The sequence below is a fragment of the Dinoroseobacter sp. S76 genome, from assembly GCF_049801095.1.
Lineage (GTDB): Bacteria > Pseudomonadota > Alphaproteobacteria > Rhodobacterales > Rhodobacteraceae > Dinoroseobacter.
The window spans coordinates 358,253-383,690 of the sequence record NZ_JBNAGH010000003.1; the positions used below are offsets into that span (position 1 = coordinate 358,253).

The window sequence follows — 25,438 nt, forward strand, 5'->3', positions numbered from 1 at the left end:
GCGGTTCTTTGCCTTTTTTGCATCACCCTCCGCTGCGCAGGACTCTGCCCAAAATGTTGAATCGCCGCGGCTTTTTCTCGGCGGGAACCTCGGTCAGCGCCAAATGGGCAGCGGCCATGCGCGCGACGGGAACGCGAAACGGTGAGCAGGAAACGTAGTTAAAGCCCGCTTTTCGGCAAAAATCGATCGAATCGGGATCGCCCCCGTGTTCGCCGCAAATGGACAAGGTCAAATCAGATCTTACGGAGCGGCCCCGCCCGGCGGCGATGTTAAGCAATTCGCCCACACCATCGGCATCAAGCGTATGAAATGGGTCCTCGGAGAAGACGCCCTGCTGCACATAGGTGCCCATGAAGCGGCCCGCATCATCCCGGCTCAGCCCATAGGTCATCTGGGTCAGATCGTTGGTCCCGAAGGAGAGGAAATCGGTCATCTCGGCGATTTCACCGGCCTTCAAAGCCGCGCGCGGGGTCTCGACCATCACGCCAAGCCGGTAGCCGAACCGCGTACCCCGCTCGGTGCGCACGGCGGCGGCCACCGCATCGATATTGGACTTGATCAACTCGACCTCGCGTCGGGCCGATACCAGCGGCAGCATGATCTCCGGCGTGATGATAGCGCCCTTCAGGCTGACATCCGCCGTCGCCTCGAAAATCGCGCGGGCCTGCATGGCATAGATCTCGGGCACGGCGATCCCGAGCCGCACGCCTCGCATGCCCAGCATCGGGTTGTACTCGCTGAGCGCATCGATCCGCTGGGTCACGGTCGAGACCGGCAGGTCCAGCGCCTCGGCGAGGTTCCAGATCCCGTCTCGCGATGTCGGCAGGAACTCATGCAGGGGCGGATCAAACAGCCGGATCGTCACGGGCTTGCCGCGCATGATCTCGAAGAGATGGACAAAATCCTCGCGCTGCATCGGCAAGAGCCGTTCGAGGGCCGCGCCCCGCGCCTCGGGCGTGTCGGCAAAGATCATCTCATGCATCACGGTCAGGCGATCTTCGTCGAAGAACATGTGCTCCGTGCGGCAGAGGCCGATCCCTTCGGCGTCAAAACGACGGGCGACCTCCGCATCCGCGGGTGTGTCCGCATTGGCGCGGATGCCGATATCGCGCGCCTGATCGGCCCAGGCCATCAGCGTCCGGAAGGACCCGTCCAGCGATGGTTCCATGAGCTGCGGCGCTCCGGCAAGACAGGTCCCGGCGGTCCCATCCAGCGTGACCGTGTCGCCCTCGGCAAAGACCCGATCATCCGCCGCGATCAGCTTTTTCTCTTTTGTATCCAGGGTGATGTCCCGCGTCCCGACAACGCACGGCTTGCCCAGGCCGCGGGCGATCACCGCCGCATGGCTGGTCATGCCACCCCGTTCGGTCAGCACCCCTGCCGCCGCGTGCATTCCGCGGATATCCTCGGGCGAGGTTTCCGTGCGGACCAGAATGCAGGGGATCTCCTGGGCTTCGCAGGCCTGCGCCGCCGCCGCCGAAAAGACGAGCTGTCCCGTCGCCGCCCCGGGGCTCGCGGCCATGCCCTTGGCCATCACATCCCGCGCCGCATCCAGCGCTACTTGCCGGTGCAGCAGCTCCGGCAGGGCGCGCGGCTCGATCCGCAACAGCGCGTCTTCCTTGCTGATTATCCCGCTTTCGGCCAGCGCCACGGCAATCCGCACCGCCGCGCGAGACGTGCGCGGCACCCGGACCGCATCCAGAACGCTGAGCCGCCCGGTATCGAGGGTGAACTCGATCTGCATCTCCTCGCGCAGCCCGTTGCGCAGGGTATCGCTGAGGGCTTGCAGCTCGGCAAACGCCTCGGGGCAGGCCTCCTCCAGAGAGCGCCCGCGATGGTCGCGCGACAGGTACATCGCCTCCTTGCGGCGGGCGAGCGCATCGCGGCCCTGGGACTGGCTGAGATAGCGTCCGGTGATCTGCGGATGCCCGGTCTCCGAGCTGACAAACTGGATCACGCCGGACCCGCTTTCGGGCGCGCCGAGGCCAAGCGCCATGCGCTGCACCACAAGGCCCAGCCCCGCCTCGGGCGGCGCCCCTTTGGCCTGCCGCAGGAGCCGCGCCGACGTCCCCTCCCATGCGCGCGCCATGGACTTGAGGACCGCGGCGAGCTGGTCGGCGGGAGACTGGGGAAAGGGTTCCTCCATCTCGTCTTCATAGGCGGCCAGCGCCTCGGTCAGGGCGTCGCGGGTGGGCTCTGTCGGGCCAAAAAGCTCCGGATCAAGCCGGGCCACCTCAACGGCGAAGGACTGGATGAACCGCAGATAGATTGCGCGCGCTGCCTCGGAGCCGATTACCTCCGAGAGACTCAGCAGCATCGCATCGTTCATGCCGATATCGAGCACCGTGGACGGACCGCCCCATTCCTGCAGCTCGGGGCTGGGCCGCACGGAGACCAGAGGATCCGCGCCAAAGCTCGACAGAAGCGCAGACATATCAAACACTTGGCCCGCCGCGATCGCGCGCACGGTCTCAAAGCTCAGCGCCACCGTATGGGGCACCGGCATGTCGAGACGGATCAGCCTTTGGACACATTTTGCGCGCTGGCCATGCGTTTCCGCCGATAGCGCAACAGTCCGGGTGATCTCGGTAAATGGCGCGCTCTTCTGCACCGCAGCGTCCTCCTGTTAGCGCTACGATAGACAGCGTGGTTGCATTTGCAACTACCCGAAAGTGGGCATGTCAGCGCGGCCCAACGGGGTCGGACCCGGCGTCGGCGCCCCGTCGGACAGGTGTCGGACATCTGTCGGGCAAGTGTCGGGCACCGGCGCGCGGTCCGGTAGGGCCTGCTTAACCCTCGATCCGCGTAAGATCGGCCACCGCGCCGCAGGTCGTGCGGATCCGGCTCAGCAAGTTGAGACGGTTGCGCCGCAGAATGGCGTTCTCCGCATTGACCTGCACGGCCTCGAAAAACGCATCCACCGGCCCGCGCAGCCCGGCCATGGCGGCCATGGCGGCGGCGAAATCCTCGGCCTCGAGCGCCGGTGTTATCGCCGCTTCGGCCGTGTCGAGCGCGGCAAAGAGGGCTTTCTCCTCCTCGGTCTCGGCAAATTTCGGATCCGCGCCATAGGAATACTCGACGCCGTCGGCCTCCTCGGCCTGGGTCAGGATGTTATTGGCGCGCTTGAAGCCCTGGAGCAGGTTCTCGCCATCCTCGGTCTTGAGCACCTCGGACAGCGCCCGCGCCCGGGTCACGACGAGCAGCAGATCGTCATTGCCCGGCATGGCGAGACACGCGTCGATCACATCATGGCGGATACCCTCGTCGCGCAAGAAGACCTTGAGGCGGTCGTGGAAGAAGGAGACGAGATCGGATGCCTTTCGGTCATGCAATTCATGCTCTCGCTTATTCATCTCTAAGGAGATCAAGTTTCGGCGCGTCCATTCTTCGCTATCTGGTACTGTCTCGTGAAGTTTCTGCTCTGCTTCCATCCAATCGAGATGAAGTCGCTGGGCCTCTGGATCCAGCATAAGACCTGACACAAAGTATTTCGACAGTTTCAACCTTAGCCCATTCTCCAGCAAGATCCGGATCACCCCCAGCGCGGCGCGGCGGAGGGCGAAGGGGTCTTTGGAGCCGGTGGGTTTTTCGTCGATGGCCCAGAAGCCGGTCAGCGTGTCGAGTTTGTCGGCGAGCGCCACGGCCACGCTGAGCGGCGCGGTGGGGACCGCGTCCGAGGGGCCGAGGGGCTGGTAATGCTCTTCGGCGACGGCGGCGACCTCCGCCGGATGCCCGGCAGCTTCGGCATAGTAGCGGCCCATCAGGCCCTGCAGCTCGGGGAATTCATAGACCATTTCGGAGCTGAGATCGGCCTTGGCGATCCCGGCGGCGCGGCGCGCGGCCTCCGCCTCCGCCCCAATCTGGGGCGCGAGCTCCGCGGCCAGGTCCGCAATCCGGGCGATCCGCGCCTCCTGACTGCCGAGTTTGTTGTGGAACGTCACGGCGCCCAGCGCGTCACGCCAAGTCTGCATGCCAGACTTGGCCACCCGCAGGTCATTCTCCCAGAAGAACTTCGCATCCGAGAGCCGCGCGGACAAAACCTTGCGGTTTCCGGCCAGGATCATGGCCCCGCCATCGGCAGCCTCGTTGTTGGCGACTGTCACAAATCGAACAATTTTTCCGGATTTCGGGTCGCGAACCGAGAAAAACTTTTGATGTTCTTTCATTGAGGTCTGCAGCACCTCGGGCGGCAGCTCGAGGAACTCTTCGCCGATTTCGCCCATCAGAACCACGGGCCATTCGACCAGCCCGGCGACCTCCGCCAGCAAACCCTTGTCCTCGACCACCTCGAGACCGGAGGCAAAGGCCTGGTTCGTGGCATCGGCCCAGATGTGACCCGCGCGCTCTTCGGGATCGAGGATCACCTTGGCGCGGCGCAGCTTGGCAACATAATCGTCGAAGCCGGAGACCTTGAAGGCCCCCGGCGCGAGGAAGCGATGCCCCTCGGTCAGATCGGCGGACGTGATCCCGTCCACCTCCAGGGGCACGACTTCGGTTCCGTCCTCGCCTTGCAGGATGCAGAGGATGCGGTGCAGCGGGCGCACCCAGCGCAAGGAGCCTGCGCCCCAGCGCATGGATTTCGGCCAGGGGAAGCTGCGGATCGTGGTTTCGAGCACCTCGGCGATGATCTCGGCCGCCGGGCGACCCGGCTTTTCCATCACCGCAAAGAGCACCTCGCCCTTGGGGGTCTCGCGGGTCTCGAGCTGCGCGCGGGTCAGGCCGGTGGAGCGCAGAAAGCCCTCGATCGCCTTGTCCGGCGCGTCGGCCTTGGGCCCCTTGCGTTCTTCGCGCACGGGCGCAGAGGCGGCCAGCATGTCCGACACCACGAGGGTCAGTCGCCGGGGCGTCGCGAAGGCGCGCGCCCCCGCATAGGTCAGACCCGCCTCGACCAGACCATCCGTAACGCGCTTGCGCAGGTTCTCAGCCGCCTTCGCTTGCATGCGGGCGGGGATTTCTTCGGAAAAAAGCTCGATCAGGAGGTCCGGCATAGGTCTCGTCCAAGGCTGTTCGGGGCGGGTTTAACGACCGCAGGGGTAAGGGTCCAGTTCGAACCCCGGGAGGTGTCGGTGCGGTTAGTCGCGGGTCGGGCAAGCATCGCCCACGGGCGTGCCGTCATAGGTCTTCTCGCCGCAATCGTTGATCTGATGCCAGGCATAGGCCCGGCCATCCTCGGTCACGGCCACGATGCGGTCGACGCCGAAATCGATGTTCTTTTCGCCCATGAAGGCGATGGCCGTGCCGTTGCGCAGTGCCTCGCCAATCTCCTCGGCGTCAAAGCACTCGAACCAGCCCGGTGCGACCAGGGGCTCGGCGGCGTCATAGATCTCGTAGCTTTCGGTCAGCAGCGCGAGGCTCTCGGGCGTGCGGAAACAGGCGCGAAAGCGCAGCGGGCTGGAGGAGCCGTCGATCGCCTCGATCCCTTCGGCCAGCATCGCTTCGGGTGCGTCCTGCCCGCCGAGGGGGGTGAGCCGGATGGTCACCTCTTCCGCGTCAACCTCTTGGTAATAGGCGTAGACCTGGGTGTAGTAGACCACCGCGCCGAAGATCAGTGCAAAGCCCACGAGCGCGCCTCCAACCAGCTTGCCACCGGTCATGACGCGGAGGCGGCGGGGGTCCAGCCCCCGGCCTCGGTCTGCACGAAGGCATCGGCGCAGGCCTTGGCGAGCGCTCGGACGCGGCCGATATAGGCCTGCCGTTCGGTGACCGAGATCACCCCGCGCGCGTCGAGCAGGTTGAAGAGGTGGCTCGCCTTGATGCACTGGTCATAGGCCGGGTGCACCATGACGATGCGCTTGCCGGTCTTGGGGTCGTCATAGGCCGCGTTCAGGGCCGCGGCGCATTCGGCCTCGGCCTCCTCGAAATGCTTGAACAGCACGGCAGTGTCCGCCTGATCGAAATTCCAGCGGGAGTACTCGGCCTCGGTCTGCCGGAAGACATCGCCATAGGTCAGCGGAATCGGCGTCTGCGGATCGTTGAAGGGCATGTCCATGACGTGATCCACGCCGAGGATGTAGATCGCCAGCCGCTCCAGCCCGTAGGTCAGCTCGCCCGAGACGGGGCGGCAGTCATGGCCGCCGACCTGCTGGAAATAGGTGAACTGGCTGACTTCCATGCCATCGCACCAGACCTCCCAGCCGAGCCCCCAGGCGCCCAGGGTCGGGCTTTCCCAGTCATCCTCGACAAAGCGGATGTCGTGCAGGGAGGCATCGATCCCGATCGCCTCGAGCGAGCCGAGATAGAGCTCCTGCAGGTCGGGCGGGCTCGGTTTGATGATCACCTGGTACTGGTAGTAATGCTGCAACCGGTTCGGGTTCTCGCCATAGCGCCCATCGGTCGGACGGCGCGAGGGCTGTACATAGGCCGCGGCCCAGGCCCGGTCGCCGAGCGCGCGCAGGGTCGTGGCCGGGTGAAACGTGCCCGCGCCAACCTCCATGTCATAGGGTTGCAGCACCGCGCAGCCCTTGGCCGCCCAGTAGTTTTGCAACCGCAGAATGATCTCCTGAAACGAGCGTGGGGTGTCCATGGGAAGCGCCTTTGATCTCAACCGCGTTCTCAATAGGCAACAGCCCGGGCAGGGTCAACGCGGCCCGCCCCGGTTCCGCGTGCATCCGCGCGGCAAAATGCGTAACGCTGTCGCCACAATGTGGACAATCCAACAGGAAAGACGGGGCACAGCGTGACACGGATGGTTCTGGCGATAGCGATTTTGGTGGGGCTCTGGACGGCGGTTTTGCCCCAGGACAGCCAGGCCCAGGAACAGGTGTGGATCCAGATCGAGGCCCGCCCGACCCTGAGCGCGGCCGAAGACCGGGCGCGGAGCTATGCGGGCCAGTTGCCGGACGTGACCGGATACCGCCTGCAATCGGGCTGGTACGCCATCGCGCTTGGACCCTATGGCCCGGATCAGGCTGCGGCCACCCTCACCCGTCTGCGCGCGCTTGGCGATGTCCCCAATGACAGCTTTCTCGCCGATGGCAGCCGGTTCCGCGACGCGTTCTGGCCCCAGGGGCAGATCCAGACCGCCGATCCCCTGCGTGCGCTGGAACTGCGCGGTGCAGGCATTCCGGGCGAGGCCCCGACCGCGCCGGTTCTGACCGTGACGCCGACGGCGCCCCCCGCCGATGAAACCCCGGCAGAAGCCCGCGCCAGCGAACGCGCCTTGGACCGCCCGGCGCGCGAGCGTCTGCAGGAGGCCATGCAATGGTTCGGCCATTATACTTCCACGATTGATGGCGCCTTCGGCCCGGGCACGCGGCGCGCCATGTCCGCCTATCAGACCGCCCAGGGCGATGAGGTCACGGGCATCCTGACCAGCGCCCAGCGCGCGCGGCTTCTGGCCGATTGGCAGGCGGATCTGAGCGCGCTCGGCATGGCCCCCGTGGTCAGCGCCGAGGCGGGGATCGCCCTCGACATGCCACTCGGCATGGTGGCTTTCGACCGGCTGGAGCCGCCTTTCGTCCATTACGAAGGAGACGGCGCGCGCAAGGCGCTACTGATCAGTCAGGAAGGCTCCCCCGCGGGTCTCGCCGGGCTTTACGAGATCATGCAGACGCTGGAGGTCATCCCGCGCAACGGTGAACGCGCCCGCCGGGAGCGCTCCTTCGAGATCCGAGGCGCGAATGCCGAGATCGCCTCTTATACCTATGCTGCGCTGGAGGATGGCGCGATCAAGGGCTTCACCCTGGTCTGGCCCCTGGAAGATGCCCGTCTGATGGAGCGGGCCGCCCAGATGATGCGCAGCAGCTTTGCCGCGCAGGACGGGATCGTGCTCGACCCCGCTGCCGGGGATCCGGAGGCCGAACAGCGCATCGACCTGCTCTCCGGGCTGGAGATCCGCCAGCCTTTGCGCGCCGTTTCGGGCTTTTTCATCACTGCGGCCGGGGATGTCCTGACCACGGACACGGCCCTGCGCGCCTGCGGAAGAGTGACCATCGGCGATGAGATCGAAGCCGATATCCGGCTTGCCGATGCGGGCTTGGGCCTTGCGGTCCTGTCCCCCCGCGAGCGGGTCGCGCCCATGAGCGTGGCGCGGTTCCGCGATGGCGAGGCGCGACTGCAATCTGAGATCGCGGTCTCGGGCTATTCCTATGCGGGCCTGCTGGGCGCGCCGACCTTAAGCTTTGGCAAGATCGCGGACCTGCGCGGGTTGCAGGGCGAGGCCGAGCTCAACCGGCTGGCCGTTGAGGTCGCCCCGGGTGATGCGGGCGGTCCGGTTCTGGGGGCGGGCGGCGATGTACTAGGCCTGCTTCTGCCGCGTCCTGAGGCGGGCAGCCGGGTCCTGCCGGGGGATGTGCATTTCGCCACGGATGCCGAGGCGATCGCGGGCTGGCTCGGTCAATCCGGGGTCGAGATTGCTCTGGGCGATGCGGGCCCCTCCCTGCCGCCGGAGCGCCTCGCGATGCTCGCAGGCAACCTGACGGTGCTCGTCTCCTGCTGGGAGTAACCCCGTTCAGGCGCGCCAAAACCGCACGGTAAAGAGCGCAAAGACCACCATCAGTTCGAGCCGCCCGATCAGCATGGCCGCTGAGAGGATCCATTTCGCGCTGTCATTCAGCCCGGCGAAATTGCCCGCCGGGCCGATCTCATCCCCGAGGCCCGGGCCGATATTGCCCAGCGCCGTGGCTGCGCCGGAAACGGAGGTCACGAAGTCGAGCCCGGTCAGCGCCAAAAGCACCGACAGGATCCCGAGAGACACGGTGAACATCACGAAAAACGCCATGACCGAAGACAGCACATCCTCGGAGATCGGCTTGCCGCCATAGCGCGGGGTGAAGATGCCGTTCGGGGAATGGATCCGGCGGATCTGGGCGAGGATCGAGGCAAAGAGCAGCTGATAGCGGAAGATCTTGATCGAGCAGGCGGTCGAGCCCGCGCAGCCGCCGATCAGCCCGGCGAAGAACAGGATCACCACCGGGAAGGTTCCCCAAAGCATGTAGTCGGTACTGGCATAGCCCGTGCCCGTGAGGATCGAGACCGTGTTGAAGGTCGCCTCGCGGAAGCTCGTCTCGCTGGGCTGGTCGATCATGGTCATCTTCCAGGCTGCGATCAGCAGAACCACGATGGTGATCGTCATGAAGAATGCGCGGACCTGCACGTCCTGCAGAAGCGGACGCGCGGTGCCGCTGAGCATCTGGACATAGCGTACGAAGGGCAGTGCCGCGAGCAGCATGAAGATCACGGCGGCGTATTCCATCGGGCCGCTGAAAGCGCCGAAGCTCGCATCGGAATTGGCAAAGCCCCCCGTGGCCACGGTGGTCATGGCATGGATCACCGCGTCAAAGCCCGACATGCCGAGCACCAGATAGGTGAAGGCGCAGATGGTGGTCAGGCCGAGATAGATCACCGAAATCCGGCTCGCGATCTGCGTGGCGCGGGGCAGGATCTTGCCAATGGTATCAAACCCTTCGGAGCGGAAGATCTGCATCCCCCCGATCCGCAGCTCAGGCAGGAACACCATGGCCACGACGATGATCCCGATCCCGCCGAACCACTGCATGAGCCCGCGCCAGAGGAGGAGGCCGGGGGGCAGATCCTCCAACCCAGAAAACACCGTGGAGCCTGTGGTGGTCAGGCCGGACATGGCCTCGAAGAACGCATCCACATAGCGGGCCTCGGTGGCGCCGAACATGAAAGGCAGCGCCGCGAAGATCGGCAGGGCGAGCCAGACGCCGGTGGTCAGAAGGAAGGTCTGCTGGATGTTCAGCCGCTCGCCCACCCCGTTCGAGCAGGCAATGGCAATGAGCCCCCCGCACAGCGCCGAGATGATCGCAGATTCGAGAAAGGCCGGCCAATGGTCGTTGCCAGCCAGCATGTCCGCCGCCATGGGCAGGAGCATGGACGCCCCGAGCACGGCCACCAGCAGGCCGATCACATATCCAACGGGGCGCAGATCAAACATGGGGCGCAGGCTTGGCCGGGCGCGGGCGCGCTGTCAACGGCTTCGCTCAGCTCTTGGTCTTGAAGAGCGCGGCGTGGCTGTCCTTTTCCTTGCGGAAATCGGCCCGCTTCTCGGCATAGAGCGCGCGGCCCGCCTGCACGCCCGGGCGCGCGCCCACGGTGTCGAGCCAGCGGGCGAAATGCGGCTTGTCCTCCAGCGTCTGCTGCTGGCCTTCCCACAGAGATGCCCAGCCCCAGGCCGCCATATCCGCAATCGAATAGAAATCGCCCGCGAGGTATTCATGCTTGGCCAATTGCCGGTCCATCACGCCGTAAAGCCGCCCGGTCTCGGCCCGGTAGCGATCCTTGGCATAGGGCAGATCATTGGGCGGCTCCATGGCAGGCGCGTATTTCAGGAAGTGATGGGCCTGCCCGGCCATGGGGCCGAGCCCGCCCATCTGCCACATGAGCCATTGGTCCACGGCGATCCGGTCGCGCTCGGTCGGGCCGCCGAACTGGCCGGTCTTGCGCGCGAGGTATTGCAGGATTGCCCCGGATTCAAAGATCGAGATCGGCGCGCCATCAGGCCCCTCCGGATCGACAATCGCAGGCATCCGGTTGTTCGGCGCGATGGCAAGGAAGTCGGGTTTGAACTGGTCCCCTGCCCCGATATTCACCAGATGGGTTTCATAGGGCAGGCCCATCTCCTCAAGACAGATCGAAACCTTCCAGCCATTCGGCGTGGGCCAGAAATAGAGATCGATGGGCTGGGTCATGGCGCGGGCCTCCTGTGGCAGTCCAGGGGACTGTGGCGAGGGGGCGGCCCGCTGGCAAGGGCTGCGTGGGCTCAGGCCGACGGTGCGAGGCGGGACCGGGGCGGCGCCAATTCGCGCAAGGCACGCGGTCCGCGATCGGTCAGAAGCGCAGAATAAAGATCCATCGCTCCGTCGCGGAGATAGGCGCTCCAATGGCAGACCCGGTGGTTGCGCGGCGCCACCGCATGGCCGAGCGCGGCCAGATTGGCCAGTTCCGCATCGGTGCCGAGGCTGAGGGAGACCCAGCGCTCCGCCTCCGGCGGTCGGCGCCCGAGCGCGGTCCCCGCCTCCGGATGGCCGCGCAGAGCCTGTTCCAGCAACCGGTCGAAGAGCCAGTTCTCCGTCGGGCTGATCTGCAGCACCTCGACCCCTTGAGCGCCGGGGCGGGACAGCACAGTCTCCGCATGTGTGGCGAGATCGGCGGGCGCGAGCAGGATGACCCGGCGCACCATGGGCCCCGCCAGACGTTCCAACGCCGACAGGGCCACCCGCGCGCCGAGGGAATGGGCCATGATCTGGATCGGGCGTTTGGGAAACTGCCGGTGCAGCCGCGTGATCAGCCGCGCCACGTGGGCGCCAACGTCATCGGCTGCGCCAAAGGCCTCGGCAAAGCGCCCGCGCGCGTCCCAGCCCACGGGCAGGCAGAGCCCCGGGTCGCAATCGGCATCGCGAAACCCCAGTGCCATGGGCCAGGATCCCTTGCGCTTCGGCAGGCTCTGGGCGCAGGGCGCGGTGGCATAGAGGCTGGCATGGGGATCGCTCGGCCCCCGCAGGGGCGAGTAGCGATAGCCATGGAGCAAGAGCACGATCGGCGCCTTGTCCTCACCACGCGCTGCCGCGCGGGACAGGGCACAGTTGAGACCGGCGCCCCCCTGGGCGGGGGAGATGTCATCACGGGACACGGTCAGATTGAGAACGGGCATGGGGCTCCCTCTCTCTGCGATACACAAGATGTTGTGGACGGCGGGTAACCTCAGACTAAGACCCTCGCGTGAAACTTTCGTTAGACTTCCGTGACGGTGCTTGACCGCCACACGCAACGCCCCTACACCCGCGACACCGTGGTGATTTGTTGCCGGATTGCAGGCCACGTAAAACAAGCTGCTAAAAGGACGCGGATCCCCCGAGCCCGTCCGGCTGCGGGGGTTTTTCGTGCCCGGATCAGGACCGCCGGCGCGACAGGAGACGACGACAATGACGACACGCAGGACCCGGACCAAGCTGGTGCATAGCGGCACCCGGCGGAGCCAGTATGGCGAGGTGGCCGAGGCGATCTACCTCACCCAAGGGTTTGTCTACGACACCGCGGAGGCCGCAGAGGCCCGGTTCATCGAGGCCGGTGAGGACGAGTTCATCTATGCCCGCTACGGCAACCCGACCGTGCGGATGTTCGAGGACCGGATCGCCGCGGTCGAGGGCACAGAGGACGCCTTTGCCACCGCGAGCGGCATGGCGGCGGTGAATGGCGCGCTGACCTCGATGCTGCGGGCGGGCGATCATGTGGTCTCGGGCCGGGCGCTCTTTGGATCCTGCCTCTATATCCTGGAGGAAATCCTGACCCGGTACGGCGTCGAGGTGACCTTTGTCGACGGCACCGATCTGGCGGCTTGGGAGGCGGCGATCCGGCCCGACACCAAGGCCGTGTTCTTCGAGACGATCTCGAACCCGACGCTGGAAGTGATCGATATCGAAGCTGTCTCCAAGCTCGCCCATGCGGTGGGCGCGCTGGTGATCGTCGACAATGTCTTTGCAACGCCGATCTTCAGCCGCGCGGTGGATCAGGGGGCCGATGTGGTCGTCTATTCCGCGACCAAGCATATCGACGGACAGGGGCGCTGCCTCGGTGGTGTGATCTGCGGCACGAAGGAGTTCGTGCGCAAGGTGGCGGAGCCGTACCTCAAGCATACGGGCGGCTCGCTCAGCCCGTTCAACGCCTGGGTCATGCTCAAGGGCATGGAGACCCTGGATCTGCGGGTGCGGGCCCAGGCGGAGACCGCCGCGACCCTTGCGGCGCGGCTCGAGGGGCATGAGGCGCTGGCGCAGGTGCTCTATCCGCATCTGCCGAGCCACCGGCAATATGACGTCGCCAAGCGGCAGATGGATGCGGGCGGCACGGTCCTGTCTCTCGATCTGGCCGGGGGCAAGGAGGCGGCGTTCCGCTTCCTCAACGCGCTGGACATCGTGACGATCTCGAACAATCTGGGCGATGCGAAATCCATCGCCACCCACCCGGCCACGACCACCCATCAGCGCCTGTCCGTGGAACAGCGCGCGGAGCTGGGCATCTCTGACGGATTGATCCGCTTGTCCGTGGGGCTCGAAGATGCCGAGGATCTGGCAGAGGACATTCTGGGCGCTCTGGCCGCAATTTAAGGCCAGCGCGAAACCCCAGCCGGGCGCGGCGCATGATCTTTGAAAGAATTCAGAGATTTATGTGATCCGCCCCCGCTCCTGTCGCGTATATCTGACATAAAGATGCTGGAAAACAGGTGGCTGGCCCCCATGTAATGACGGGCCGTGACTTGGGATGCGAAGGGGCTGCCCACATGAATATTCATACACCGGAAATCGACAGACTGCCGAACCGCGACGAAGCCGCCTATGCGCTGGCCACGTTGCGCGCCTGGGCCGAGCGGGCCTCGGCGGCGGAGATCGAGACGCTCGATCCCTCCGTGGCCCGTCTGTTGCCCGGTGATCCCGCGGATTATCCGGCGCTGGCGCGCGCCTATCCGGAGGATTTCGCGGTGGACAGCGCCTATAAGGACAGCCTGCCCGATCTGCAGAACGGGCCCTCCAGCCTGATCCGTGGCGCGAAGGCGCAGATCCAGCATGTAGGGATCTCGAACTTTCGCCTGCCGATCAAGTTCCACACGCGGGACAATGGCGACCTGACGCTTGAGACCAGCGTGACCGGATCCGTCAGCCTGGAGGCCGAGAAGAAGGGCATCAACATGTCCCGGATCATGCGGACCTTCTACAAGCAGGCGGACGAGACCTTCAGCTTCGATGTGATCGAGCGGACGCTGGACGCCTACAAGACCGACCTCGAAAGCTTCGATGCGCGGATCCAGATGCGCTTCAGTTTCCCGATGCAGGTCGAGAGCCTGCGCTCGGGCTTGTCGGGGTACCAGTATTACGACATCGCGCTCGAAGTAGTGGATGTGAACGGCACGCGCCGCAAGTTCATGCATCTCGACTATGTCTATTCCTCCACCTGCCCCTGCTCGCTGGAGCTGTCGGAGCATGCACGCCAGTTCCGGGGCCAGCTTGCGACGCCGCATTCCCAGCGCTCGGTGGCGCGGATCTCAGTGGAGCTGACCTGCGAGACCTGCGACTGCCTGTGGTTCGAGGATCTGGTGGAGCTCTGCCGCGACGCGATCCCCACCGAGACGCAGGTGATGGTCAAGCGCGAGGACGAGCAGGCCTTTGCCGAGCTCAACGCCGCCAACCCGATCTTCGTCGAGGACGCGGCGCGCAGCTTCTGCCAGGCGTTGCAGCGCGATGATCGGATCGGGGATTTCCGCGTGGTGGCCAGCCATCAGGAAAGCCTGCACAGCCATGACGCGGTGAGCGTGCTGACCGAGGGGCCGACCTTCGCCAGCGACAGCCTCGACCCGCGGCTCTTCCAAACTCTGTTCCACGTGGGGTGACCGCCGCCCCACCGGCGCAGAGGCCAAAGGCGCGTCCCCCGGGGCGCGCCTTTTCTACGAGTGCTCCTCCGCGGCGGTCTCGGCCAAGGCCCGGTTGAGCGCCTTGAGCGCATCCACCTGAAAGAGCGCACCCAGAAGCTCCGGCGGCGTGTCTTCGCCCCCGAGGCGCACCACGGGGATGAAATCGTGATTGGCCCGGTCAAAGACCGGCATGGCGGTCTCAAGACTGGCATTGCCGTCAAAATAGACCCCCTCCCCGATCAGATCCCAGCAGGTCGCCTCATCGGCGGCGCGGGGATGGCCCATGGGGCGCATGATCTTGATGATCCGCACGGTGCTGAGCAGGTAGGCCTGCGGCCCCGCGGCCAGATGGACGTCGCGGCGTTCGAGTTGAGTCAGGAAGAAGGAGCGGTCGACCATTCGGCTCGCCAGCGCTGTGGAGAGCGACACAGCGACCATCACCGCAAGGCCGGTCTGCCAGTCGCCTGTGAGCTCGAACACGATCAGCGTGGTAGAAATCGGCGCGCCCAACACGGCGGCAGCGACGGCGCCCATCCCTGCAAGGGCGTAGAGGACCTCGGAGCCCGAGACATCCGGGAAGATGCTGGTGGCGATCATCCCGAAGGCCAACCCGGTCAACGCGCCGACCATCAGCGAGGGCGAGAAGATCCCGCCCCCCATGCGCCCGGCCATGGTGATGGCCACGGCGATCACCTTGAGGATCGCAAAGACGATCGCCTCATGGAGCAGAAGCTGCCCGGTCAGGGCGTTGGTCGTCGTCTCGTAGCCAACGCCGATGATATGCGGAAACCAGATCGCGAGCCCGCCCAGAAGAAGCCCCGCGCAAGCCGGGCGGAGGTAGCGTGGCAGGCCCGTGCGCGCTTGCAGGTAGTTGCCCAGATCCTCGGTCCAGAAGACGGATTTCATCAGGATGACCGCAATCACCCCAGAGACGAGCCCGAGCAGCAGAAATGCTGGGAGCTCGATATAGAAGGCCAGCGCGGTGGCGTCGGGCAGGGAGAACTCGGTGACATCGCCAAACTCGAGCCGATTGATCACCGTCCCTGCGACCGAGGCGATCACGATGGGTGCGAAGGCATGGACCGCGAAGTGGCGCAGCACGACCTCAAGCGCGAAGAGCGCGCCCGCGATGGGCGCGTTGAAGGAGGCCGAGACCGCGGCAGCGACGGCGCATCCGAGCAGGTCGCGCCCGGTGATCCCGTCTGCATGGATCCGGTTGCTCACCCAGCTGGAGATCACAGCGGCGAGATGGACGACTGGCCCCTCTCGCCCGGTCGAGCCGCCGGTCGAGAGCGTGATCCACGACGCCACAGCGGAGGCGAGGCCCGCCCGCTTTTCGACCCGGCCTTCATGGAGGGCAGCGCCCTCGATCACATCGGCGACCGAACGAACGCGCCCGTCATTGGTGAAAAAATGCAGCAGCAGGCCCACGGCCAGCCCGCCGAGCGTGGGCACGATTACCAGCCAGTACCAGGGCAAGCCGTCCGCATGGGCGAGGAGCGCGCGCACGTCCTCATGGCCATACATCAGCGTCTGGAGCCAGATGATGCCTTTGCGGAAGAGAAGTGCCACGAAGCCCGCCGCGACCCCGACCGCAAGGGCGATGAACCAGAACTGGATCTGGCTCGGTCCCTGGCGGCGCACCGTGGCCACCAAGCGCTGCCAGCTGCTGCGCAGCGCCGCGCGTTGCTGCGCGAGAAAACCTTGGGGCGGGTTCGACATGGGACGCGGGCAACCGTCCTTGCGACGGGCAGGAGAAACGACAGCTCTAGGCTACGCCGTGGCGCGCGCGAGACCAAGGGTGCGCCCTGTCGCGCCGGGCAAGGGTGATCAATGTTTCGGAGCCGCAATGTTCCGTGTCAGAGCCCTGCGCGCTGGCGTGGGTCAAGCGGCCTTCAGGAGGGCGCGGGCAGCGGCGCGGGCGGCCTCGGTGACCACATCGCCGGAGATCATGCGTGCAATCTCATCGACACGGTCCGTGCGGGCCAACGGAACGACGCGCGACAGGGTCGTGTCGGCCTCGACGGTTTTCTCCACGCGCCAGTGATGGGCGCCCAGGGCCGCGACTTGCGGCGAGTGGGTAACCACGAGGACCTGCCCCTCCTCGGCGAGGGATTGCAGGCGGCGACCTACGGCGTCGGCGGTGGCCCCACCCACGCCCCGGTCGATCTCGTCGAAGATCAATGTGAGGTCGCGCGCCTCGGCGGTCAGGCAGACCTTGAGGGCCAGCAGGAAGCGGGACAGCTCGCCCCCCGAGGCGATCTTGTTCAAAGCTCCCGCAGGAGCGCCAGGGTTGGTCGCCACCCGGAAAGTCACGTGATCGGTACCGTCTTGGCTGGCGGCGGCCTCGGACAGGTCGGTGGTGAAGACGGCACGCTCCATTTTCAGAGGGGCGAGCTCGTCCGCCATGGCGCCATCGAGGCGCATGGCGGCCGCAGCGCGGGACGCGCTGAGCGCGGCGGCGGCAGCGTCATAGGTGCGATCGGCCTCGCGCACCGCGGCCTCCAGATCCCCGAGCCGGTCCGCCCCGGCATCCAGCGCGCCGAGACGCTCTCGCAGGGTCTCGGCAAAGGCGCCAAGCTCATCGGGCGCGACACTGTGTTTGCGCGCGAGCCCACGCAGGGCAAAGAGCCGTTCCTCGGTGCGTTCGAGCTCCAGCGGATCGATGCCCAAACCGTCCAGCGCGCGTTCGGTCGCATCCGAGGCCTCGCCCAGCTCAACCATGGCCCGCGACAGGGCTGCAAGAGCATCATCCAGCGCGCCATCCGCATCCTCTGCGGCGCCATCGAGCCAGCGCGTCGCGTCGGTCACGAGGCTCTCGGCCCCGCCCTCGGGCGCGGAGAGGGCCTGCAAGGCGCGGGCCACATCGGCACGGATCTTCTCGGCGGCGTGCATGCGGCGGCGGGCGGTATCCAGAACCGCATCTTCGCCCGGTTGCGGGTCGAGCGCGTCGAGCTCCGCCACGGCATGGCGCAGGAATTCCTCATCCGCGGCGATGGCGGCGACCTCCGCCTCTGCCTCCGTCAAGGCGCGGCGCGCGGCGGCCCGGGCGCGCCAGGCGCTGGCTACAGCCGCCAGCAAATCCCCATGCCCGGCAAAATCGTCGAGCAAGGCCTTGTGGCCTGCCGGATCGAGCAGACCGCGATCATCCTGCTGCCCATGCAGCTCCACCAGTACATCGGAGAGCGCGCGCAACACGGCACCGGAGCAGGCCCGGTCATTCACATAGGCCGATTTGCGACCCTCCGGCGTATTCACCCTGCGCAGGATCAGCTCGCCCTCCGGATCCGGGAACCCCGCCTCGGCCAGCACCGCAAAAGCCGGGTGATCTGCGGGCAGCTCGAAGAGCGCCGTGACCTCCCCTTGCGCTGCCCCTTGTCGAACGAGATCCGCGCGCCCACGCCATCCCAGCACGAAACCCAGCGCATCGAGCAGGATGGACTTGCCTGCGCCCGTCTCGCCGGTCAGCACGTTCAAGCCGCCCCGGAACTCCAGCACCAGATGATCAATGATGAGGATGTCGCGAATGTCGAGGCGCGCCAGCATACCCTGTCCTTGTGTCCGCCCAGCGCGGTCCCTCAAGATGTGCCGTGTTTTGCGCGCTGCCGCAAGGCTCCGCGACCGCCCTAGCGGACCCAATCCCGGCTCAGAGCCAGGTCCCGCGCAGCATCTGGCGATAGATCGTGCTGAGCCAACCCGTACCCTCGGCATCGGGCGACAATCCACGCGAGGTCAGGAGCGCGAAGCTGTCCTCGTACCAATCGGTCGACTGGTAGTTGAAGCCGAGAATCGCCCCAGCGGTCTGGGCTTCATCCTGAAGCCCGAGCGAGAGATAGGCCTCGACCAGCCGGAACAACGCCTCGGGCGTGTGGGTCGTGGTCTGGAAATCCTCGACCACCACGCGAAAGCGGTTGATGGCCGCTGCATAATGCCCGCGCTTGAGGTAGTAGCGCCCGATCTCCATCTCCTTGGCGGCGAGATGGTTGAAGGCGAGATCAAACTTCAGGATCGAGGATTTGGCATAGCTGCTGTCAGGATAGATCTCGATCACCGCGCGCAAAGCCTGCAACGCCTGGAAGGTCAGGCCCTGATCGCGGCCGACCTCGTCGATCTGATCGTAATAGCTCAGCGCCAGCAGATACTGCGCATAGGCCGCATCCTCATCTGCCGGATAGAAATCGAGGTAGCGCTGCGCGGCGGCACGGCTGCTCTCATATTCGCGGTTCCGGTGGTAGGTGAAGGCCTGCATGATGAGCGCGCGCTTGGCGAACTCGGAATAGGGATAGAGCCGCTCAACCTCGCCGAAATAGCGGGCCGCCTCATCGAGATTATCCGACGCCAGTTCAAACTCGGCACGGTTGAAAATCGCGTCCGGGGGCGATTCCTCCAAGGCCGGAAATTCCGGTTGCTGTTGTCCGCAAGCTGCCAGCGCGAGGGCACAGGCCCCAGCCAGCAGTGGAATTCGCAGTCTGCCCCAGCGTGTCATCCTGACCCCGGCTCACCTTCCGAACATGCGCGCCCAAGCGGTCGCGTCTGAGCGGTGTTTAACACGTTTGACGGAAGTTAAAAACGGAAGTTGCTGGGACATCCTGTCGGGCAGGATCGAGCCACCCGGCGCGCCCCGCCCCTTAGCAAGGACCATCCTGATTTACGCGACGAGGCGCAGATCGGTGCGGTGCAGGCCGGAGCCCGGCAGACGCGCGGCCATCTTCTCGCTGCAGGTTTCGACCACATAGTTGGTCGGATCCGCAAAAAGCGCGCGGAGCAAGGTGTTGGTCATGGTGTGACCGGCCCGTTCGCCCGTGTAGCGCCCGAAGATCGGAGCCCCCGCCAGCGCCAGATCGCCAACGGCGTCGAGCATCTTGTGGCGCACGGCCTCGTCCCGGTGGCGGAAACCGCCCGGGCTCAGCACTTCGGCGCCATCGACAACCACGGCATTGTGAAGCGTGCCGCCCAGGGCCAGACCTGCCGCGTGCATCGCATCCACATCCGCCTGACGGCAGAAGGTGCGGCTGTCGCAGAGCTCGCGCACGAAGGCACCATTGGCCATGGAGAGCTTCTTGGATTGATCGCCGATTGCGGTGTCTTCGAAATCGATATGGAAGCGCAGCTCGAACCCGGGGGCCGGGTCCAGACGCGCCGTCACTGCACCATCGCGCACTTCGACCGGCTTCATAACCCGCAGGATGCGGCTGGGCACCCGCAGGTCGCGGATGCCCGCACCGAGGAAGCCGCTGACAAACTCTGCCGAGCTGCCGTCGAGGATCGGAACCTCGGGGCCGGTGAGCTCGATCAGCGCGTTATGCACGCCGCAGCCTGCCAGCGCGGCCATCACATGCTCGATGGTGGAGACAGTCATACCCGCCTCGTTGCGCAGCTTGGTGCAGAGGGGGGTGCGATCCACCTGATCCCAGCGGGCCGCGACCATGTTGTCGGAGCCAACCCAATCGGTGCGCTTGAACCAGATGCCGTAATCGGCGGAGGCAGGATGCACAGTCATCCGCACGGGCTTGCCGCCATGAAGGCCGACCCCGTCGAATGTCACTTTGTATTTCAGCGTTTTCTGCATCTCTACACCTCGCATGCCCACCTCTGGCGGTCGGCTTAGGTGTATTAAGGTCTGGTTCAGGAGTATCTCAACTCAATCTTTGCAACGAGGTGAAACATTGAAATTTCGCAGTGGCAGAAATCCGCTCAGCCGCTGCGGACACCGAGGTAATTCATTGTTTTATAATGAAAAAAGGCCGCCATTTGGCGACCTTTTCTCGAGTCGGATGTGACTGAAATCAGTTTGCTTGGCGCCGCAGAAAGGCGGGAATTTCGACTTTCTCCTGCTCCGGATCCACCGCTTGAGGGGCCTCACGCTGCGTCACCGCGCGGGCCTGAGGCGCGGTAGCAGGCGCACCCTCGCCGGCCTGACCGGTCATGCGGTTGATCAGGGAGTTGATGCCAAAGCCACGACGCTCGCCATGATCCCCCGTCTCAGCCGCCGGGCGCGCAGGGGCTGCCCCGACGTTTTTGGTGGAGTTCACGGCCGTGCGCAGACGGGCCAGCGTCTCGGGCGTGGGGGTGCCGGGCTTGCGCGGTTGTGGCGCGACATACTCCGCCGCAGGCGCGGTCGGCTCAAACCCGTTGGGGTCATACGCGTCGGGCTGCGCGCGGAAGGTCTCGACCTGACGGGTCTCGAGTCCGGCGAAGAGATCCTCTTCAGCCGGTGCCTCGTCGGCGGCTTCTGCCGCAGGTTCATACGCGGCGGGTTCTTCGACAGCCTCGTCGATCACCAGTTCCACGGGCTCGGGCGCGGCTGCCACCTCGGGCTGATAGACCGGGGCGGGCTCAGGCTCCGCCACGGGCGCTGCCACAGCGGCGGGCGGGGTCAGAGGCTCGGCCATACGGCGGCGCGGGGTCGGGATGTCCTGCTGCACATCGAGCGCGTCGATGCCGGTCGCCACGACGGAGACGCGCATGGCCCCTTCCATCGAAGTATCCAGCGTGGAGCCGACGATGATGTTCGCCTCCGGGTCCACTTCCTCGCGGATGCGGTTCGCCGCCTCGTCCAGCTCGAACAGGGTGAGGTCGTAGCCACCGGTGATGTTGATGAGAACGCCTTTGGCCCCGCGCAGGCTGATCTCGTCCAAGAGCGGGTTGGCGATCGCCTTTTCGGCGGCTTGCGTGGCGCGGTCCTCGCCAGTGGCCTCGCCCGTGCCCATCATCGCCTTGCCCATCTCGTCCATCACGGCGCGAACATCGGCAAAGTCGAGGTTGATCAAGCCCGGCTGAACCATGAGGTCCGTCACGCCCTTCACACCCTGATACAGCACGTCATCGGCCATGGAGAACGCCTCGGTGAAGGTCGTTTTCTCATTAGCGAGACGGAACAGGTTCTGGTTCGGAATGATGATCAGCGTGTCGACGACCTTTTGCAGGATCTCGACACCCTCTTCCGCCTGGCGCATGCGCTTGGCGCCTTCGAACTGGAAGGGCTTGGTCACGACACCCACGGTCAGAACACCCAGCTCTCGCGCGGCCTGAGCGATGATCGGCGCAGCACCTGTGCCGGTGCCGCCGCCCATGCCCGCGGTAATGAAGCACATATGTGCGCCCGCGAGGTGATCGACGATTTCTTCGATGCTCTCTTCGGCGGCCGAAGCACCCACGGAGGGCCGCGCGCCTGCGCCGAGCCCTTCGGTCACTTTCGCGCCGATCTGGATCTTGGCCGGGGCCGTGGAGCCCTGCAGCGCCTGACTGTCGGTATTGGCCACCACAAACTCGACGCCGTCGAGCTGCTTGTCGATCATGTTGTCCACGGCGTTGCCGCCTGCCCCGCCGACACCGAAGACGGTGATGCGGGGTTTCAGCTCGGAATGCTCGGGGATCGTGAGGTTCAAGGTCATTAAAGAGGTCCGCCTGCGTTGTTTTTGCCGCTTATTTAAGGGCGCGTTAACCCTGCTCACGGCTCTATTAACCCAAGATAGTACCTGTTGGAGGAGCCGACGTCACCCGAAAACTGCGTTCAAGACGCGAAATATGGGCGTATTCCTGCCAATTCTTAACCCATCTTGCCCGAACCCCCAGATCTGGGGTGTTTGGTTAAAAGCATGCCTATCCCGGAGCCGGATGGACCAGTTCCGTGGGCGTCGCGCGAGCGACCGGGCTAACGATATAGAGGGCGACTGCTCTGCCTCTCTCGGGTTCTTCTCGAACCTCTACCGTAAGCCTATCGCAGGCATTGCGCGACGTCACGCGTTTCTTACGGGAATGTCCTGCTGGGTGACGCGTTGCCGAGACGCACTCCGAGGACTTTGCTATTGGCGCAATTCGGATAGGTCGCGGAATGACTGCGCCCAACCCTATTTACCAAAACGCAATCGGGCATTCACCAATTCGAAGAATAGATATTCCAGGGCATTCCCAATGGACCTGCGCCGGATCGCGCCTACCAGTTGTCCCGGACCCAGCGCACCGCACGCTTGATGGAGCGGGCCGGGTAGCGGTCATGGGTCATTTCGAAATCCCACCACTCATCCTGGGGATGCGCCGCGTGGAGGCAGAGCCCGACCACGGATGCAAACTCCGGGCCACAAGTGCTCTGCGGCAGGCCCCGCACCCGCAAGGGCCGCCCGACCCTCACTTGCGGACCGAGGATCTTGGCCGCAAGCCCGTCGAGGCCCTGAAGCTGACTGCCCCCGCCGGTCAGAACGATCTGTTGGCTGGGCAATTGCTCGAACCCGGCGGCGACAAGGCGGTCGCGGACATCCTCGAGGATCTCTTCGACACGGGGACGAATAATCCCGATCAACTCGGAGCGGCTGACCGTGCGGCGGTCATGTTCCCAATCGCCGGTCTCGCCAGTAATCTCGATCTGCTCGCGGTCGTCCATGCCCGTGGCCAGCACGCCGCCATAGAGCGTCTTGAGCCGCTCGGCGAAGCTGTGAGAGATGGAAAGCCCCTTGGAGATGTCCGAGGTGATATGCTCGCCGCCCAGCCGCACACTGTCCGCATAGATCATGTGTTTCTTGAGGAAAATCGACACGCCAGTGCTGCCCGCGCCAAGATCGATGCAGGCCGCGCCGAGCTCCCGCTCATCCTCAACCAGCGCTGAAACACCCGAGACATAGGAGGACGACGCAAGCCCCGCGAGCTCCAGATCGCAGCGCTTCACCGCATAGAGCAGGTTCTGGATCGCCGCCTGTTCCACAGTCAGAACATGCATGTCCGCTACCAGCCGGTTGCCGATCTGCCCGCGCGGATCGTTCAGGCCCGAACGATGGTCGAGCGCGAAATTTACGGGCTGGGCGTGGAGCACCTCCCGCGTGTCCCCGAATTCCGGCAGGTTCGAGCGCGCCAGCACCTGGGCGATGTCCTGCTCGGAGACCGCTTCGCCCGCGATCTCGACCTGTCCCGAGACACCATAGGAGCGCGGCTCAGCCCCCGAGAAGCTGGCGATCACGTGATCCACCCGCACCTGCGCCATCTTCTGCGCGCCCTGCAGGGCGGTGCGGATCGCGCGTTCAGCCTCGACCATCCCGTCGATCTCGCCGAACCGGATCCCGCGCGAGCGCGTGTGGGACGCGCCTATCACCCGAAACCGCGATTGGCCCGCCATGGTACCGACACCGTCGTTTTCGCTATCGGGTTCGGGGCCGTCGAACTTGAGCACCAGACAGGCAACCTTCCAGGTGCCGATATCAAGCACTGCGACGACGCCCCGCTGCATCGCCACCTGCCGCATGTTCCGCATGGCACGTTGCGCTGAATACAGGTCTCTCATTGGTCGCTCCTGATGGTAGACAGGCCGCGGATGTCCCAGAGGGCATCGAGCGCGTCGGGATTGAGGCGGATGGTCGGGCGATCCGGCAGGCGCATATCCACCGCCGAAATGTCGCGTTCAAAAAGCTCTTGGGCCGCGTCGAGGGCCATGACCCGCGCAAGCGCCAGCTCGGCCCCGGTTTCGGGCAGCAGGATCCGCTGGTCCTCGGTCAGGACCACGTCCCAGCGGCGCGCGCCCATGCGTTGCAAGCCGATCACCCGGCCTTCGAGCTCATCGGCCATGGCCAGCAGGCGCAGGGCCTCGGGCACGGCCCGGTCCCCGCCCTCGCCGGCGACAAGCGGCAGGGCTGCATGGGCGGCGCGGGAGTCGATCGGGCCAACCCGGTGACCTTCGGCATCGAGGATCTCCAGCGTCTGGCGGGTCTGCCAGACCACGGCAGGCGTCCGCTCGACAATATCCACGGCGAGGATCCCGGAGGCCTGGATCGAGAGATCCACTTCCGCCACCGCATCGAGACCCAGCACGACCTCTCGCATGGCCTCAAGATCCAGCGCGAAGGAGGTGATCGGGAAGTCGATCGGGACGACCTCATGGATATCCTCGATCAGCTCTTCCGAGGCGCCGGTGATCGCCATGGCCGCGACCATGAATTCCGGACGGTTCTCGATCGAGGTACGGATCGCCAGGATCTCGCCCATCATATCGTCGCGCAGCGCCTCGTTGCGCATGAGCCATCCGGCGCCAAAGGCCAGCAGAAAAGCGGGAATGCCGACCCGCAGCACGGAGTGAAAGAGGGGCGTGAGCAACAGACGTTGCAGCCGGTAGGCCAGCCGCGACGGCGCGGGATCGGGCCGGTCAACGCTCTTGCGGCGGCGGATCAACGATCGCATGAAGCATCCTCCAGGATCCAACGGCAGAAGGCCCCGAAGTTCAGTCCCGCATGCTGGGCCTGCTCGGGCGTGAGCGATGTGGGCGTCATGCCGGGCTGGGTGTTTGTCTCGAGCAAAGCGAGGCCATCGAGGCTGCGTCGGGGATCCCACCGGAAATCCGTGCGCGTCACGCCGCGACACCCGAGCACCCGGTGCGCGGTCTCGGCATGGGACATGCAGGCGTCATAGACATCCCGCGGCAAATCCGCGGGCAGCACATGGCGCGAGCCGCCGGGCACGTATTTCGCGTCATAGTCATACCAGCCATCGGTCACGATATCGGTCACGCAGAGCGCCCGGTCCCCTTGCACGGTCACGGTCAATTCGCGCCCGGGAATGAACGCTTCAACCATCAGGATCTCGGGCATGTCCTCGGGCAGGGGCGGCGGGGTCTCCGTCCCTTCCTCGACCAGCAGCACGCCCACCGACGAGCCCTCGTTGAACGGCTTGATCACGTAAGGTGGCGGCATCACATGGCCTGCCGCAATCTCGGCCTTGGAATAGAGCCCGCTCGTCGCGATGGGCAGGCCCGCCGTGGCATAGGCCGCCTTCGAACGCTCCTTATCCATGGCCAGCGCCGAGGCCAGCACGCCCGAATGGGTGTACGGGATCCGCAGCCATTCCAGCAGGCCCTGCACGCAACCATCCTCGCCCCAACGGCCATGGAGCGCGTTGAAGACCACATCCGGCTTCAGGGATTTGAGATCGGCGACGAGATCGGGACCGGCATCCAGCTCGGTGACATCGAACCCCTCGCCCCGCAAGGCGGCCGCACATTCCCGACCCGAGACGAGGGAAACCTCGCGCTCGGCCGATGGGCCACCCATCAGCATCACGACATTGGGCGATGTCCTGCTCGACACGTCCCGCCTCATA

Annotated in this window: 18 protein-coding genes and 1 riboswitch; of the genes, 3 read left to right on the forward strand and 15 right to left on the reverse strand. The window is 65.5% G+C overall.

Going from position 1 to position 25,438, the window contains the following annotated elements; genetic code table 11:
- Window positions 1-22: 22 nt before the first annotated feature.
- The 4 genes from ppdK to ACP153_RS11340 form a co-directional block, all read right to left on the reverse strand.
- Complete coding sequence (ppdK, locus tag ACP153_RS11325; RefSeq protein ID WP_424971095.1) at window positions 23-2,611, reverse strand: pyruvate, phosphate dikinase; 2,589 nt, start codon at window positions 2,609-2,611, stop codon at window positions 23-25.
- A gap of 178 nt (window positions 2,612-2,789) precedes the next feature.
- On the reverse strand, window positions 2,790-4,988 hold the full coding sequence (gene glyS / locus ACP153_RS11330) for a glycine--tRNA ligase subunit beta (RefSeq protein WP_424971096.1): 2,199 nt from the start codon (window positions 4,986-4,988) through the stop codon (window positions 2,790-2,792).
- Between the two features lie 84 nt (window positions 4,989-5,072).
- On the reverse strand, window positions 5,073-5,594 hold the full coding sequence (locus tag ACP153_RS11335) for a DUF6446 family protein (RefSeq protein WP_424971097.1): 522 nt from the start codon (window positions 5,592-5,594) through the stop codon (window positions 5,073-5,075).
- Complete coding sequence (locus tag ACP153_RS11340) at window positions 5,591-6,523, reverse strand: glycine--tRNA ligase subunit alpha (protein WP_424971098.1); 933 nt, start codon at window positions 6,521-6,523, stop codon at window positions 5,591-5,593. The genes ACP153_RS11335 and ACP153_RS11340 overlap by 4 nt, the downstream gene beginning before the upstream one ends.
- Before the next feature lie 162 nt (window positions 6,524-6,685).
- Here ACP153_RS11340 and ACP153_RS11345 point away from each other — a divergent pair, with 162 nt between their 5' ends.
- Window positions 6,686-8,443 carry a serine protease gene (locus ACP153_RS11345; protein WP_424971099.1) on the forward strand — a complete coding sequence of 586 codons (1,758 nt, stop codon included), beginning with the start codon at window positions 6,686-6,688 and terminating at the stop codon, window positions 8,441-8,443.
- A 6-nt stretch (window positions 8,444-8,449) separates the two neighbouring features.
- On the opposite strand, the gene ACP153_RS11350 is transcribed toward ACP153_RS11345, so the two are convergent.
- The 3 genes from ACP153_RS11350 to ACP153_RS11360 form a co-directional block, all read right to left on the reverse strand.
- Window positions 8,450-9,898: a TrkH family potassium uptake protein gene (locus tag ACP153_RS11350; protein ID WP_424971100.1), complete on the reverse strand. Its 1,449-nt coding sequence runs from the start codon at window positions 9,896-9,898 to the stop codon at window positions 8,450-8,452.
- Window positions 9,899-9,944: 46 nt separating this feature from the next.
- Window positions 9,945-10,652 (reverse strand): glutathione S-transferase N-terminal domain-containing protein, encoded by a 708-nt coding sequence (locus ACP153_RS11355; RefSeq protein ID WP_424971101.1) that lies wholly within the window; start codon window positions 10,650-10,652, stop codon window positions 9,945-9,947.
- 71 nt (window positions 10,653-10,723) lie between these two features.
- Entirely contained in the window at window positions 10,724-11,614 is an 891-nt protein-coding gene (locus tag ACP153_RS11360; protein ID WP_424971102.1) for an alpha/beta hydrolase, read from the reverse strand.
- A 128-nt stretch (window positions 11,615-11,742) separates the two neighbouring features.
- Window positions 11,743-11,819: riboswitch (SAM riboswitch) on the forward strand.
- A gap of 66 nt (window positions 11,820-11,885) precedes the next feature.
- Between ACP153_RS11360 and metZ the strand changes: the two genes are divergently transcribed.
- Together metZ and folE2 are read left to right on the forward strand one after the other, a co-directional pair.
- On the forward strand, window positions 11,886-13,064 hold the full coding sequence (metZ, locus tag ACP153_RS11365; RefSeq protein ID WP_424971103.1) for an O-succinylhomoserine sulfhydrylase: 1,179 nt from the start codon (window positions 11,886-11,888) through the stop codon (window positions 13,062-13,064).
- 173 nt (window positions 13,065-13,237) lie between these two features.
- Window positions 13,238-14,341 (forward strand): GTP cyclohydrolase FolE2, encoded by a 1,104-nt coding sequence (gene folE2 / locus ACP153_RS11370; RefSeq protein WP_424971104.1) that lies wholly within the window; start codon window positions 13,238-13,240, stop codon window positions 14,339-14,341.
- A 54-nt stretch (window positions 14,342-14,395) separates the two neighbouring features.
- Here folE2 and ACP153_RS11375 read toward each other — a convergent pair whose 3' ends face one another.
- The 8 genes from ACP153_RS11375 to ACP153_RS11410 form a co-directional block, all read right to left on the reverse strand.
- Window positions 14,396-16,084 carry a chloride channel protein gene (locus ACP153_RS11375; protein WP_424971106.1) on the reverse strand — a complete coding sequence of 563 codons (1,689 nt, stop codon included), beginning with the start codon at window positions 16,082-16,084 and terminating at the stop codon, window positions 14,396-14,398.
- 162 nt (window positions 16,085-16,246) lie between these two features.
- The gene (gene recN, locus ACP153_RS11380; protein ID WP_424971107.1) at window positions 16,247-17,908 is read right to left on the reverse strand and encodes a DNA repair protein RecN; all 1,662 of its coding nucleotides are present in this window, start codon (window positions 17,906-17,908) and stop codon (window positions 16,247-16,249) included.
- A 100-nt stretch (window positions 17,909-18,008) separates the two neighbouring features.
- A complete protein-coding gene (locus ACP153_RS11385; RefSeq protein ID WP_424971108.1) occupies window positions 18,009-18,848 on the reverse strand; it encodes an outer membrane protein assembly factor BamD in 840 nt (279 codons plus the stop codon).
- Between the two features lie 162 nt (window positions 18,849-19,010).
- Window positions 19,011-19,931, reverse strand: coding sequence for a UDP-3-O-acyl-N-acetylglucosamine deacetylase (gene lpxC, locus ACP153_RS11390; RefSeq protein WP_424971109.1), 921 nt, complete (start codon window positions 19,929-19,931; stop codon window positions 19,011-19,013).
- A 217-nt stretch (window positions 19,932-20,148) separates the two neighbouring features.
- Entirely contained in the window at window positions 20,149-21,756 is a 1,608-nt protein-coding gene (ftsZ, locus tag ACP153_RS11395) for a cell division protein FtsZ (protein WP_424971110.1), read from the reverse strand.
- A gap of 542 nt (window positions 21,757-22,298) precedes the next feature.
- Complete coding sequence (gene ftsA, locus ACP153_RS11400; protein ID WP_424971111.1) at window positions 22,299-23,633, reverse strand: cell division protein FtsA; 1,335 nt, start codon at window positions 23,631-23,633, stop codon at window positions 22,299-22,301.
- Complete coding sequence (locus ACP153_RS11405) at window positions 23,630-24,523, reverse strand: cell division protein FtsQ/DivIB (protein WP_424971112.1); 894 nt, start codon at window positions 24,521-24,523, stop codon at window positions 23,630-23,632. Before ACP153_RS11405 ends, ftsA begins: the two co-directional genes overlap by 4 nt.
- On the reverse strand, window positions 24,511-25,437 hold the full coding sequence (locus tag ACP153_RS11410) for a D-alanine--D-alanine ligase (protein WP_424971113.1): 927 nt from the start codon (window positions 25,435-25,437) through the stop codon (window positions 24,511-24,513). The genes ACP153_RS11405 and ACP153_RS11410 overlap by 13 nt, the downstream gene beginning before the upstream one ends.
- Window position 25,438 lies beyond the last annotated feature (1 nt).